This window comes from Sphingomonas sp. Leaf17 (genome assembly GCF_001421505.1).
Classification (GTDB): domain Bacteria; phylum Pseudomonadota; class Alphaproteobacteria; order Sphingomonadales; family Sphingomonadaceae; genus Sphingomonas.
In genome coordinates this window covers 1-14,239 of sequence record NZ_LMKL01000003.1, presented here as the reverse complement: position 1 = coordinate 14,239, position 14,239 = coordinate 1, and the positions used below count along the sequence as shown (strand labels likewise).

Genomic DNA, 14,239 nt, shown 5'->3' with positions numbered 1-14,239 from the left:
CGAGGTGAACCAGCACCACCCTCTGCCATCATGTCCGAACTTAACCTTCTACTATTAGAGAGTTTCCTGCGGACATTCGCGGGAGATGATTGGAACGGAAGGCGGACACTACGCCGCATTCGCAAGCGGCAGGGCTACGGCTTCCACCCGCATCTGCGCAATGCGGTAATACTTGTCAGTCATCTCAACGCCGATTGACCGGCGACCGGCGCGCATTGCGGCTACGCAGGTGCCTCCGCTGCCCATGAAGGTGTCGAGCACAACGTCTCCCTCGTTGGAGTAGGTGCGGATCAGATATTCCAGCAAGTCGAGGGGCTTCTGAAACGGATGGAGGTGTTGCTCGTCCTTGGGGCAGAACAGCGTGGTTCGAGGATTGTTGGTCGTGCCCTCGTATTCGCGGCCCGGGTAGTGCTTCACATCATGCAGGTAGGTGGAGTGCTTGCCCTTGCTGATCTTTTTCATTCCAGCCGAGGTCTGACCGAGCGCGTGGTAGGTATAGCGGCGCGGTGAACGGCTCTCATGAATAGTTGTGCCAGTGCTGAACACGAGAATGTCCTCGTGCTGCTTCAAGGGGCGATTGCGCGCATGAAGCGACTGAGTGGCGCGGTTCTTGATCCAGATGACATCATGTTTGAAGAGGTCGCGAGCTTCCCAGACGAGGCGCGAGGTGAACGGCTGCGACCCGAACATCACGATGGTGCCGGTTGGCTTGATGATCCGGCGATACTCCGCCCACAATGCGGTGAGATCGATCGTGGGATCGATGTCGAGTCCGGTCGTGGAATACGGCGGGTCGGTGAGAATAAGATCGACGCTCCCATCCGCCATCGACTTCATAGCTTCGAAGCAGTCGCCGCGCTGGAGCGTAGGCATGAAAATCTGTTGGGGCGGCAACTCCGCTGCAACCCGCTCGCGGACGCCGGTGATTGCGGCAGGCGGCATGTCGTTTGCAGGCGGCGGGCGCTTGGCCGCGCGCACCTTTTTGGGGGAGGACATAGGGTTCGCCACATTCAAAGCGGGCTCGACGTAAGCGGGCACGCGGAGACGCCAGCCAGCGGGTTGTTCGACCGCCGCTTCAATCATGTCGGGGAAGGTCGCGGTGAGCTTCGCCATCCGTTTGTAAACGGTGCCGTATGCCACCTTCAGCCCCGCCGCCGACATGGCCTTGCGGATCGCATGCGCGCCCTGCCACGTCGAGGTGAGAGCGTCGAGGAACGGCTGATCAGGGATGGTCATGCGGCCCCGCGCAGCGTCGTCCACGGGATCGGGCTTGGCGGCGATGGCAGAAGCGGCAGCATCGAGCACATCGTTCGCGGGGGTCGTCGCGGGTTGCGGCCCGACACCAACGAGCATGCGAAGGCCCTCACAGAGATGGGCATAGTCAGCTTCGGCACGAGCCGCCCGGTCATTAGCGGCGTCAAGCTGGGTGGCGATGACTGCGCCAAGCTGAGTGAGAATATCGTGGATGGGCTGGGTCATGGGTCACCTCGTCGTTAGGACGATTGACCAGATATCGCTTTTTCGGCGATTCTCACCGAGTTCTCACATTTAGATGTCAGCGTTTACTTCACATTTAGTGGGTGAGTTCAAACCCTTCCGATGCAGGAAGAGCGAGAGCGTGGACGAATCATTGGGCTAAGAAAGCGTCGCCTTGAGACGGCGGCTTGGGCGGCGACTTTCATTCCGCTGCTTGCCGAGGCACGGCTTGAACTTCCCGAATATGCAGGCCGGGGCGAGCCTTCGCGACAGGCGTATGCGGACTGGTTGAATCAGCCAATCAGGAAAGTGCCATCGCGTCGGGGTGGTAAGTGGTCCTCCGAAACCATGGGCAGACTGTTCGACATTCACATGGGCCTGATCGACGAGGCGGAACAGGAGTTCGACATCGCTATCGCCATCATCCGGTTCAAATGGAAATATGCCGATCCAGACGCGCGGATGACACTCACGGATGAGGAAGTCGCTGTTCGGAACGATCGAGCGCGGAATATCAACGATGCCTATCGGCTATCCGCAGAACTGCGCGGTCAAACCTATGCTGATCAAGACATCCCGCCCCGTTTGCAGATCGTTTCATCCGTGCGCAAGAAGCGGTCGAAGTCCATGAATAAGCCGGTCGAGGTCCAACTTTCGTTACTTTGAGCAGCGTCTTGGCCCGTCGATAAATACCAACATGACGGAAAAACAGGCGAATTGGAGACATTATCAGACCCGGCAATCGGGTGATTGTGCGGTATTTGATCAGGGGCGTGAGCGGCTCGTAGCCTTTGCCATAGGCATCGTAGAGACAGGGCGGAGCCGTGTTTTTGCTGGGTATTTCTTTCGCGTCAGGTTGGCGAGCGATGAGCAGATCACCGCCGAGGACAGCGGGTCGATGATCGCGGCGCTTTGGCGTCTGGCTCGCAACCTGTCGGCACGCGGGCTCCACCTCCATTGCGCCGGGATGAGCGGCAAGTGGCGTGAGAGCGGCCTCAGCCAGAATACGGGATGGGGGTATTACGGGCCGCAACAGCAGCCGATGCATATGCTCGACGACATGCCTGACGATGGTGCCGATGAGACGCTTGATCGTGCGATCCGAGAGGCGGTCGATCAGATGTTCTCACCTCGCTGACGCTTGCTGGGGTGCAGGTGCCAATTTTGCGCCGTTTGTCCGCACGAAGTTGCAGCTAAACCCACTCTGGCATTCCAAAATGTCCGCTGGTGTGGAAAGAGCGATGGTCACTCATCGATCGAATGGTGTTGGAACAAAGCGCGAGCAAACGGGGGGGGGCGGATTGCCGACTGACATCCATAGCAAGCTTTACGCCCACGAATTGCGTCGTCGGCATGCGTCGGGTGATGCCGAGAAGCTCGCAGGCACTTTGCTCGACGCGCAAGTTGACCTCAATCCGCACCAGATCACGGCGGCTCTTTTTGCGTTCAACTCGCCCCTATCGAAGGGCGCGATCCTCGCCGACGAAGTAGGTCTGGGCAAAACTATTGAAGCGGGGCTCCTGCTCTCGCAGCGGTGGAGCGAGGGCGCACGGCGCATTCTGGTGATCACACCCGCCAATCTGCGGAAGCAGTGGGCGCAGGAGATGGCCGAAAAGTTTTTCCTGCCGACCTCAATTTTGGAGGCCAGCAGCTACAAGCGCTTGGCCGCTAACGGGATGCGTCCATTCAGCCAAAATACGATCATCATCTGCTCCTACCCATTCGCGGCGCGATACGAAGAAGAGATCATGACCACCCGCTGGGACTTGGCGGTGATCGACGAAGCCCACCGGCTGCGGAACGTCTACAAGAACTCGAACAAGACCGGGAAGGCGCTCAAAGGGGCGCTGGCGAATGTGCCGAAGGTGCTGCTCACCGCAACGCCGCTACAAAACTCGCTGATGGAACTCTATGGCCTTGTCAGCATCATCGACGAGTATGCCTTCGGGGACGCGAAGAGCTTCCGCGCGCAATACGCCCAGCGGGGCGACGCCAACTTCGACAAGCTGAAAGAGCGCCTTGCCCCGCTTTGCCATCGCACCCTGCGGCGGCAGGTGACGGAGTATGTTTCTTATACCAATCGCGTGCCGCTGACCGAGGAGTTCACGCCCACCGATGCCGAGCGTCAGCTTTACGAGGACGTCTCGACATACCTCCAACGCGACGAGTTAGAGGCGCTCCCGTCGAGCCAACGAACGCTGATGACGCTGGTGATGCGCAAGCTGCTCGCGTCCTCGACGTTTGCCATCGCCGGTATGCTGGGAAATCTGGCGTCCAAGCTTGAGCGGCAACTCAAGACCGACCAGTTCGTGCGCAAGGCGATTTTCGACGCCGAAGCGGACGACGACATCGATGGCTTCCGTGAAACCCGCGAGGAATGGGGCGACGAGGCGATCGATGATGATGCCGACTTTGCACCCGAGCTTCTCACCGCCGACCAGCGCGAGGCCATAGGCTCCGAGATCAAGGAGCTTCGCGCTTTCGCCGACGAGGCAACTGCAATCACGCATAACGCCAAGGGTGAGGCACTCCTCAAGGCACTGCGCGCAGGCTTCGGAAAGGCCCACGATCTCGGCGCGGCGCGCAAGGCAATCATCTTTACGGAAAGCCGCCGCACGCAGGATTACCTCGTTCGCCTGCTCTCCGCGAACGGCTATGACGGCAAGCTGGTGTTGTTCAACGGCTCCAACACCGATGACCAGTCCAAGGCGATCTACGACGCATGGGTTGATAAGCATCGGGGCACTGATCGAATCACCGGCTCTCGATCAGCGGATATCCGTGCAGCCTTGGTTGAGCACTTCCGCGATACCGCTGAAATTATGATCGCGACCGAGGCGGCAGCAGAAGGCATCAACCTGCAATTCTGCTCGATGGTGGTGAATTACGATCTGCCATGGAATCCACAGCGGATCGAGCAGCGGATTGGGCGCTGCCATCGCTATGGGCAGAAGCACGATGTCGTCGTCGTCAACTTCCTCAACCGAGAGAATGCCGCCGACCAGCGCGTCTACGAACTGCTGAACGAGAAATTCCAGCTTTTCGAAGGCGTCTTCGGCGCATCCGACGAGGTGCTCGGCGCGATCGGGTCGGGCGTCGATTTCGAGAAGCGCATTGCTGAAATCTACCAGAACTGCCGCACGGCGGAGGACATCGAGGAGAGCTTCGAGGCTCTGCGCGCCGAGATGGAGCAGGAAATCGACGCCACGATGCAGGACACGCGGCGCACCCTGCTCGAACATTTCGATGCTGAGGTTCACGACCGCCTCAAGATCAATCTGGATCGCAGCAAGGAGTATATGAACCGCTACGAGCGCAAGCTCTGGACGGTCACGAAATATGAGCTTGGTCGCGACGCCACCTTCGATGATGATCACCTGACCTTCACGCTCAAGAAGCCGATCGGTCCTTCGGAGCCCGGTGGGTTCTTCCTTGGCAAGGCTGGACTGGACGGTCATCGCTACAGGCTCGGTCACCCGCTCGCGCAGCATCTGCTGGATGAGGCCGCGAGCCGGAACCTACCGCGCAGACATCTCGTGTTCGATTATACGGGGTGGGAAGCCAGTGCGGCAGCGCTCAAGCCCTTCATCGGCGCGAGCGGCACTCTGTCAGCCCGGTTGCTCTCGGTCACCGGGGTCGATGCACAGGATCACATCGTGCTGGCCGCGACCTCCGATGACGGACGGACGCTCGATCCTGCCGCAGCGATGCGGCTGTTCGAACTGCCAGTGAGCCTCGGCAAGCCGAGCGGCAATCCCGTCAATCTGAGCGAAGCGCTGGACGCACAGTTCTCCGCGATCCTCGCCAAGCTCGATGCGCAGCGTGCCGACTGGCTACAGGCAGAGATGGACAAGCTGGATGACTGGGCAGACGACAAGCGCACCGGCCTGAAGGCCGACCTCAAGAAGTATGACGACGAACTGGCGGACCTGAAGAAGCGAGTTCGACTATCCGGGTCGTTGCAGGAGAAACTCTCCCTCCAGCGCGCGAAGCAGCAGTGCGAAAAGAAGCGCGATGAGGCTTGGCGGGCCTATGATGGCGAGGCCAAGGAGATCGAGGAGAGAAAGGAGCACTTGCTTGATCGGGTGACCGAGCAACTCAAGCAAGAGACCGAAACCACTGACCTTTTCACGATAACCTTCGAGATCATATGACCGGCTCCCCAAACGAAAAGCCCGACCCCTTCAACCTTAATTCCGATGATGTCGCTGCGCGCAAGCGAGCCGACCTCAAGCGGCTGTTCCCCGAAGTGTTCGACGAGGACAAGATCGACTTTGACCAGCTTCGCCGGGTGATGGGCGATAGGGTGGATGAGGGGACTGAGCGCTTTGGCCTGACTTGGCCCGGTAAGGCCGCGTGCATGAAGGTCATTCAAGCTCCGGCAACTGGGGCTCTGCGCCCGGATCGCAGCGAAAGCGTGAACTTCGACGAGAGCGAAAATGTCTTCATTGAGGGAGACAATCTCGAAGTTCTCAAGCTTTTGCAAAAAGCATATTTTGGCAAAATCAAGATGATTTACATTGACCCGCCTTATAACACGGGCGGCGAATTTATTTATCCGGATAAATTCTCTGAGACCTTAGAAACTTATCTTGATTATACCAATCAGGCAGACAAGGCGGGATGGAAATTCTCCACTTCGGTTGACTCGGATGGTAGATTCCACAGTAAGTGGCTTAATATGCTGTATCCGAGATTATACATAGCAAGAAACCTTCTCACTGACGACGGGGTGTGCTTCATCAACATCGGCGGCGAAGAGCTTCACAATCTCATCTCGCTCTGCAACACCATATTCGGGGAGGAAAACAATTGTGGAGTGATGGTTTGGGAGAAGAAGAGGAAACCGTCATTTCTCGATAAGAATATGGGAAGCGTCACTGATTATATCGTTTGCTTTGCAAAAAGCCGACCAGACTCTCCTGCATTTCTTGCCGGAAAGGTCGAAGACGGCAAAAAGTATCCATTTAATAATGCTGGCAACGGATTGCGGATTCTTAGTTTCCCTAAGGGATCGGTGCGGTTCAATTTGCCTGACGGGAAGATTGTTCCTCAAGACATGTCAGAGGGGAATATCGTTACCGAACTCCTCGACGAGTGCAATGTCGTGAATGGAACTAATATAAATGAGTTTCGCCTCAAGGGAGAATGGAGATACTCACAGGCAAAATTGAACGAGTTCGTCGAAAGCGACGCTGAAATATTGATTAGCAAGGTTCCGTTTCGTCCGAATTATATAAATCGATCTGGCGAGGGGAAAAAGTCCGCCAACCTTCTTTCGCATAGGATCAACAGCATTCCGACCAATGAGGATGCTACCGACGAGATGCGAGAGATTTTTGGTGCGGATGTCATGAGTCATCCCAAGCCAAGCGGTTTGATGAAGTATCTGGTCCGGGCTGTTACCGGCGAGGGCGATACCATTCTTGACTTTTTTGCTGGATCGGCAAGCACTGCGCATGGCGTTTGGCGGCAGGTTCAGGAAGATGCTGACCGGCGCAAATGGATCATGGTTCAGCTTCCAGAGCCGGTTGCAGAAGATGAACCCGCCTTCAAAGCGGGCTTTCGGACAATCTCGCAAATTGGAAGGGATCGAGTTCGCCGAGTGGGCGGTTCGCTCGACGCAAGCGATTGCGACAAAGGCTTCCGTGCATTCAGACTGTCCGCCTCATGCTTTGCAATTTGGGACTCTTCATCGCAGGAGCATGTGGATGATCTTCTCACGAAGATCGAAGCTCAAGCTCAGCATGCCAAAAGCGAAAGCGACGATGACATACTGTTCGAACTGCTTTTGAAAGATGGATTCGAACTCACGATTAAGATCGATGAGGCCGTTGCCGCTGGTAGTAAAGTCTACAGTGTCGCAGATGGCGCTTTGCTCATCTGCCTTGAGCGCAACCTAACGAAGGAGATCATCGACGCTCTCGCTGAACTTGCCGAGGCGAACAACGCCGCGCGCGTCGTCTGCCTCGACGCTGGCTTTAAAGGGAACGACCAACTCAAGGCCAATGCAGTCCAGACCTTCAAGTCCCGCCTCGGCCACGGCGAGGACGGCAGCATGTTCCGCACGGTATAAGGGGGATTTGGCTGATGAAGCTCAAGTTCGATCCCTCGCTGGATTATCAGCACACCGCCGTGTCTGCGATTGCCGACCTCTTTGAAGGTCAGGCGACCGGCACCGTCGAGACGGAAACGGGGGCGGCGATCACCGATGGCCTGATCCAGACCGAGCACGGGTTGGGAAATGCCATCACCCTCTCGGACGATCAGGTCTTCGCAAATCTGCGTGCCGTGCAGGACGAAAATGAGGTCTCATCCAAACGGAACATCGATGCGCTTGATTTCGCGGTCGAGATGGAAACCGGCACGGGCAAGACCTATGTCTACCTCCGCAGCGCGTTCGAACTCGCATCGCGCTACGGCTTCCGCAAATTCATCATCGTCGTCCCCTCGGTCGCGATCCGAGAGGGCGTGCTCAAGAGCCTCGAAGTCATGGGTGACCACTTCCGTGGGCTCTATGACGCAATGCCGTTCAACTACGCCGTCTATGATTCCAAGCACCCGTCGCGCGTCCGCCAATTCGCGGGCGGGCAGCATTTACAATTCTTGGTGATGAACATCCAAGCCTTCATCAACGATGCGGGCGATGGGGAGACGAGCGGCAACGTCATCTACCGCGACAGCGACAAGATGGGTGGACGCCCCATCGACTTCCTCTCGCAGACGAGCCCGATCGTCATCATCGACGAGCCGCAGCGCATGGATACCGGCAACGCAGCGGCGGCGATCCAGCGCCTCAACCCCGCAGCGATCTTCCGCTACTCAGCCACCCACAAGGACACGCGCAACCTGCTTTTCCGGCTTGGCCCGGTCGAAGCATTCGAGCGCCAGTTGGTGAAACGGATCGAGGTGGACAGCGTGTCAGCCGATGACCGATCATCCGACGCCTACATCAAGTTCCTCAAGGCCGACCATACGAAGTCACCGATCTCTGCCCAGATCGAGATTTTCAAGATGCAGGCGGGTGGTCCGAAGCGCGCCAAGGTGACGGTGAAAAAGGGGGATACCCTCTTCCAGAAGTCCAAGGAGCATCAGAGCTACACCGACCTGATGATCTCGGACATCGACGCCACCCCCGGCGCAGAGGCGCTGCACTTCCAGAATGGCCTCAAGCTCTCGCTCAACGAGGAGATGGGTGGCGCGGCGGAGGATGTCACCAAGCTGATGATCGAACGCGCGGTCGAGCATCACCTGCGCAAAGAGCGGGAGATGAAGGGGCGCGGGATCAAGGTTCTAACCCTGTTCTTCCTCGATCGCGTGGCCGACTACCGCATTTACGGCGACAATGGCACCAGCCTTGGCCCGGTCGGCAAGTGGTTCGAGGAAGCCTACACCGAACTCGCCGAGAAGCATTACAAGGATACCGCGACCCATCCCGCCGAGGCCGTGCATGACGGCTATTTCTCGAAGGACGGCAAGGGGACGGCGAAAGACACCACCGGCAAGACCAAGGCCGATGAGGATACCTATCACCTCATCATGACCGACAAGGAGCGGCTGCTCGATCCCAAGACGCCGCTGCGGTTCATCTTCAGCCACTCGGCGCTCGCGGAAGGCTGGGACAACCCGAATGTCTTCCAGATCTGCGTGCTGCAAGCGGTGGGCAGCACCATGCGTCGCCGTCAGCAGATCGGTCGCGGCCTGCGCCTTCCCGTCAACACGGACGGCGAGCGGGTGAAGGATCAATCGATCAACCGCTTGGTGGTGATCTCGAACGAGGACTACCAGTCTTTCGCCAAGACCCTTCAGTCGGAATATGAGGGTGAGAGCGGCGTGAAGTTCGGCGAAGTCGCCCGCGACGCCTTCGCCAAGATGTTCCGCAAGGTAGGTGACGAGGAAGACGCTCTCGGTGTCGATGGCTCCAGCGCCGTCTGGGAAGTTCTGCGCAAGCAGGGCTATCTCGACAGCAAGGGCGTGGTGGATACCGACGCTTTCCGGCCTGACGACCTCACCTTCGTGTTCGAGCTTCCCGGCTATGACGATATCGCCAAGCCGGTGAAGGACGAACTGAGCCGCTATCTGATCTCCCGCCATGTTCGACCGACGCGCGACAAGCGGACGCTGAGCTTCCGTAAGCAGGTTCACATGGGGCCGGAGTTCAAGGCCCTGTGGGATCGGATCAGCCAGAAGACGCGCTATCGGGTCGAGTTCTCGACCAATGACCTCATCACCAAGGCGGTCGAGCGGATCAAAGGCATGGAGCGCATCAGTCCGCTGGTCATCTCGTCCGAGAAGGTGGCGATGTCGATCGAGCATTCCGGCGTGGCGGCAAGCGCCGTGCTGGACCGCAAGGTGAGCACATCACGCCGCACGGGGAAGCTGCCCGACATCCTCGGCCAGCTACAGCGGGAAACCGAGCTTACCCGCAGCACGCTGGCCGCAATCCTGAAGCAGTGCGGGAAGTTGGACGAGTTCATCGGGAACCCGCAGACCTTCATCCTGCACGCGGCTCGCGAGATTCAGGGCGCGCTGCACGATATCATGATCGACGGGATCAAATACGAGAAAATCGATGGCGCGCATTATGAGATGGCCCGCTTCGAGCAGGAGGCCGAGAAGGGCATCACCCGCTATCTCAACCGCCTATATGAGGTGAAAAACAAGGATCGGACGCTCTATGACTTCGTCGAGTATGACAGCGAGGTCGAACGCGATTTCGCCGCCGCGCTTGATGTGAACGAGCATGTGAAGTTCTTCTGCAAGCTCCCCTCGTGGTTCATCGTGGACACGCCCGTTGGTCCCTATAACCCCGACTGGGCTTTCGTCACCCAGCGCCATGAGCGGCTGTTCTTCGTCCGTGAGACCAAGAGCACGTTGGAGAGAGGAAAGCGCCGACAGCAGGAAAATCAGAAGACCGACTGCGGGAAGAAGCACTTCGACACGCTGGGCGAGGACTACGCTGTGGTCACCGCGCTGGCCGAAGTCGATTTTTGAATTTTTGACCGTTTCGAAGGGGAGGACGCTTTGCACGCGAAAGACTGGAAGCTGAACGATGTGCTGCAAGAGAGGCAGCAATGGGTGATCCCGGTCTACCAGCGGCACTATGCGTGGGAAATTCGGGACGACAAGCAAATCCCGACCTTGTGGGACGACCTGCGTGAGCGAGCCGAGGAAAAGCTGGATGGGCAGGACATCAAGCCGCATTTCGTCGGCGCTATAATCTACTCTCAGCCTAACGATCAGCCGTTCGGCACGGTCAACAAGCGCTTCCTCGTCGATGGGCAGCAGCGCATCACCACCTTCAATCTCGTGCTTTGCGCGCTTCGGGAGAATGCCCGTGCGGTGGGGTGCCAGCAGATTTCCAACGCTGTCGATGAGTATCTTTTCAACGCTAAGAGCGGCGGCATGGCGGACCCGGAGAAGGAGCAGTTCAAGCTCTGGTCTTCGAGCTTCGACAGGCCATACTTCCTTGAGATAGCGACCAAGACGGCTGACGAAATCCGGGCGCACTTCTCTCAATATTTTTACAAGAACGGCGGAATCGTGTGGGGCTCCGCGCCTAAGCTACTGGCCGCATACTGGTATCTGCAAGAGGCCATCGCAAAATACATCGACGAGAAGAAATCAGAGGGCGTCGAGGCAGCGCAGGTTCTCGATGCGCTATTGTCCGGTTTCCTCTACGCCTTCCAGATTGTCGTAGTGCAGTTGGGCAAAGACGACGATGCCCAGACCATCTTCGCGTCACTGAATGGCAACGCGGAACCCCTGACCGCATTCGATCTAATCCGCAACGATGTCTTCCACCGCGCGCGCCTCAAGTTCGAAGACGACGATGCGCTGTATGAGAAACATTGGTCGAAGCTGGAAACCGACTTCTGGAAGCTTGAAGTAAAGCAGGGACGCCTCAAGCGCCCTCGCGTTGATCATCTCATCGCCCATAGCTTGGTAGCAGAGTCTGGAGACGAGATTCATGCTGGTCAGGTAGCGAATGCTTACAAGGCATTCTCAGCCAAAAAACAGTTTCCTTCGGTCGAGGCGGAGATCGAAGGGCTACTGCACTACGCGCACGCCTATCGGCAGATAGAGGAATGCGACCAGTCCACCCCACTTGGCCGCTATGGAAATTTCTCCAAGGTGTGGGACACATCGACCTTCCATCCCGTCGCCTTGTGGGCGGCGGCACATTCGATCCCGGACGAAGCACGCAATGGGATTTTGAAGCTGATCGAAGACTATGTGGTGCGTCGAGACCTGATCGGGGAATCAAACAAGAACTACAACAAGGTCGCGCCCAATATGATCGAGGCCATGCGCGAAAGTGCCGACCCGCTTGCCGCATTGCAGGCACATATTGGGAGCCTGACAGCGCCGACTTCGCGGATGCCTGTTCATGCCGATCTCCTTGATTCTGCGAATAAGCTCAATGCCTACGGAAGCCTTGGCTCGAAGAAGCTGCGTTACATCCTCACAAGAATCGAGAAAGATTCGCGCACCCACTTGGACGAGAACATCCCGATTGAGAATTTGTCGGTCGAACATATTCTGCCCGACCGGTGGGCGCAAAATTGGCCTTTGCCAAACTCGGGGGCTGCTCCGCACGAGAATTATTTCAGTGCGATTGATGGCGGGAACCCGGTTTCGGCAGAAATGCGTGAAGAGATGGAGATTCGCGAGCGGGCCAAGAACACGCTCGGCAATCTGACTTTGCTGACACCGCCAGCAAACTCTCAGAATGGGAATGAGGGCTGGCCTTTCAAAAGGGAGCGCATCGCCAAATCCCTGCTCGCCCTAAATCGGAACATCGCTGAGAACGATGAGTGGGACGAGAAACTGATCAGAGATCGCGGCGAGCAGCTTGCAGACGCTGCTCACAAGGTTTGGCCCGGTCTCGTGAGCGCCTGATGGTCAGGCTGGCTTGCTCAATCCCGGCGTCGAGAGCGAAGCAGCGCGATGTTGCGCGCCGCCTCTCGTTTCATCTGGGCAAGGCGGTGCTGAATCAGGCGTTCTCGCATCTCCGGTGAAAGGTGCCGGGGGTCGCTCGCAGGATATGCGGGGCGGGCCAGCACCTTCCAAATCCAGATCGTGCCGTCATCATCGACATAATCATCGTCCATTACCTATTTAGGCGACAGCATTCGGCTGTCAGGCAGCACGCTTTCGACGCTTCCGCTCGGCATCCAGCCTTCGGCGATCCGCCTTGCGACGCTCATGTTCCTCCGGGGTTATCACAATCACCGGTCTTCCCCCTTGCGCCGCTGGCAACAGTCCGACGCCAAGCGGCACATGGCCGATCGTCGCCGCCACATGCGGCAGCGTGTCGAAGTAGTCCTTGAGGTAATCTGCCTGTTCGCGGTCGAACACCCACAGGTGGACGGGCGTGCCGTTCGCCGGATCGCGCACGCTGGTGCGAGTCACGAACTGAAGGATGGTCTCGAACTCGACACTGCGGGTCCAGATTGCGGGATCGAGATTGAGCGCGGTCAGCAACCCGCGCAGATTTGCCGAGGGCTTGGCCGAGTAGATCGCTGCGGCGTGGCTGACGCCGATGTGGCGGTTCGTTCCAGCCTGACGCGGGGTAAGGTAGTCTTTCTCGGGCAGACCCAGCAAAACCTTCGGCGTGGGTGCGCCGGTGTCGGCGGTATCGTTCGCCGTCCAGATCGAGTGCTCCTCTGGCAGCACGGCGGCGAGATGCTTCCCAATAGCGGCCAGCGCTCGCTGCCCCTGATCGCTGGAGAACAGCGATTTCGACGCAGGCCGGTCGAAGAAGTAGTGGATCGTCAGCGGTCGATGCTCGAACCGGCGAGCGCTTGTTAGGGAGGGCAGCGCTTCCCATTCGACCTCTTCGACTTCCAGCCAATCGGCAAGGATGCTGCCGATGTCGCTGCGGAAGCGATTGCCGAGCAGTTCCACGCGGTCAAACGCAGCGAGTTCGCGGAGCGAGAAGACGCTCGCCCAGCACCATTGGACCTTGCGGTCGGCCATGTCCTGCCAGTCAGCGAGGTTGCTCAAGACCACCCGCTTCGCGCCCGGGCGGCTCGCTTCGATGACACGCGCGTGGAAGACGCCAAGATGGGCATGAGACTGATCGGCGCGGACTTCTGCCGCCGTTATACCGTGTCCCGCCTCGGTCAGCGTGATGGCGTGCCAGCGTCCGATCACATGCTCCAGCGCGTAGTGTCGCTCGAAGAAGCTGGCGTCCAGATGGGTGCGCTTCTCCTCAAAGTCGAGGAAGGCGGGCACCTCGTCGATGACGATGCGCCAACCGGCGAAGTCGCTGAAGTTCGAACGAAGCAGCGCGGCATGGGTGGCGATCACGATCAGGTGCGAGCAGCCTGCGTAGCGCTCGGGCAGGGATTCGATCTCCTCGACGACGCTGCCCCCACGATTTACCGGATCGCTGTGAACTCGGCGGATTAGAGGAGGGCGTATGCCCAATTGGGCGGAGATGCGCCGCACCTCGCCTTCAAGCTCGTCGAATGCGTTCTTGCGCTCGGTGATGAACAGCGCTTTAAAGGGTTGGCGGCAAAGGCTGGTGATTGCGCGAGTGGTTTTTCCGACACCGGTCGGGGAATCGTCGTAGTATACTTTCACGGTCAAACTCTTGTTGGTGATGCTCGCAGTATACGCGAGTGCCACCACCTCCGCATTATTCACCCGTCCCTCGCCCGTTCCAATCATCTCCCGCGAATGTCCGCAGGAAACTCTCTAATAGTAGAAGGTTAAGTTCGGACATGATGGCAGAGGGTGGTGCTGGTTCACCTCG

Annotated in this window: 9 protein-coding genes; 6 read left to right on the top strand and 3 right to left on the bottom strand. The window is 58.3% G+C overall.

What is annotated here, in order from left to right; translation table 11 throughout:
• Window positions 1-108 precede the first annotated feature (108 nt).
• On the bottom strand, window positions 109-1,479 hold the full coding sequence (locus ASE75_RS04310; RefSeq protein ID WP_055929527.1) for a DNA-methyltransferase: 1,371 nt from the start codon (window positions 1,477-1,479) through the stop codon (window positions 109-111).
• A gap of 120 nt (window positions 1,480-1,599) precedes the next feature.
• Between ASE75_RS04310 and ASE75_RS15350 the strand changes: the two genes are divergently transcribed.
• The 6 genes from ASE75_RS15350 (at window position 1,600) to ASE75_RS04280 (ending at window position 12,378) form a co-directional block, all read left to right on the top strand.
• A complete protein-coding gene (locus ASE75_RS15350; protein ID WP_156340147.1) occupies window positions 1,600-2,142 on the top strand; it encodes a hypothetical protein in 543 nt (180 codons plus the stop codon).
• Between the two features lie 31 nt (window positions 2,143-2,173).
• On the top strand, window positions 2,174-2,614 hold the full coding sequence (locus ASE75_RS04300) for a hypothetical protein (RefSeq protein WP_055929520.1): 441 nt from the start codon (window positions 2,174-2,176) through the stop codon (window positions 2,612-2,614).
• Window positions 2,615-2,777: 163 nt separating this feature from the next.
• Window positions 2,778-5,630, top strand: coding sequence for an SNF2-related protein (locus ASE75_RS04295; RefSeq protein ID WP_055929516.1), 2,853 nt, complete (start codon window positions 2,778-2,780; stop codon window positions 5,628-5,630).
• Window positions 5,627-7,552, top strand: coding sequence for a site-specific DNA-methyltransferase (locus tag ASE75_RS04290; RefSeq protein WP_055929513.1), 1,926 nt, complete (start codon window positions 5,627-5,629; stop codon window positions 7,550-7,552). Before ASE75_RS04295 ends, ASE75_RS04290 begins: the two co-directional genes overlap by 4 nt.
• Window positions 7,553-7,566: 14 nt before the next feature.
• Window positions 7,567-10,470, top strand: a complete 2,904-nt coding sequence (locus ASE75_RS04285) for a restriction endonuclease (RefSeq protein ID WP_055929510.1) — start codon at window positions 7,567-7,569, stop codon at window positions 10,468-10,470.
• 30 nt (window positions 10,471-10,500) lie between these two features.
• Entirely contained in the window at window positions 10,501-12,378 is a 1,878-nt protein-coding gene (locus tag ASE75_RS04280; protein ID WP_055929505.1) for a DUF262 domain-containing protein, read from the top strand.
• Between the two features lie 17 nt (window positions 12,379-12,395).
• Here the strand turns inward: ASE75_RS04280 and ASE75_RS15345 are convergent, their stop codons facing one another.
• Together ASE75_RS15345 and ASE75_RS04275 are read right to left on the bottom strand one after the other, a co-directional pair.
• A complete protein-coding gene (locus ASE75_RS15345) occupies window positions 12,396-12,590 on the bottom strand; it encodes a hypothetical protein (protein ID WP_156340144.1) in 195 nt (64 codons plus the stop codon).
• A 28-nt stretch (window positions 12,591-12,618) separates the two neighbouring features.
• Entirely contained in the window at window positions 12,619-14,154 is a 1,536-nt protein-coding gene (locus tag ASE75_RS04275) for a DEAD/DEAH box helicase family protein (protein WP_055929501.1), read from the bottom strand.
• Window positions 14,155-14,239 lie beyond the last annotated feature (85 nt).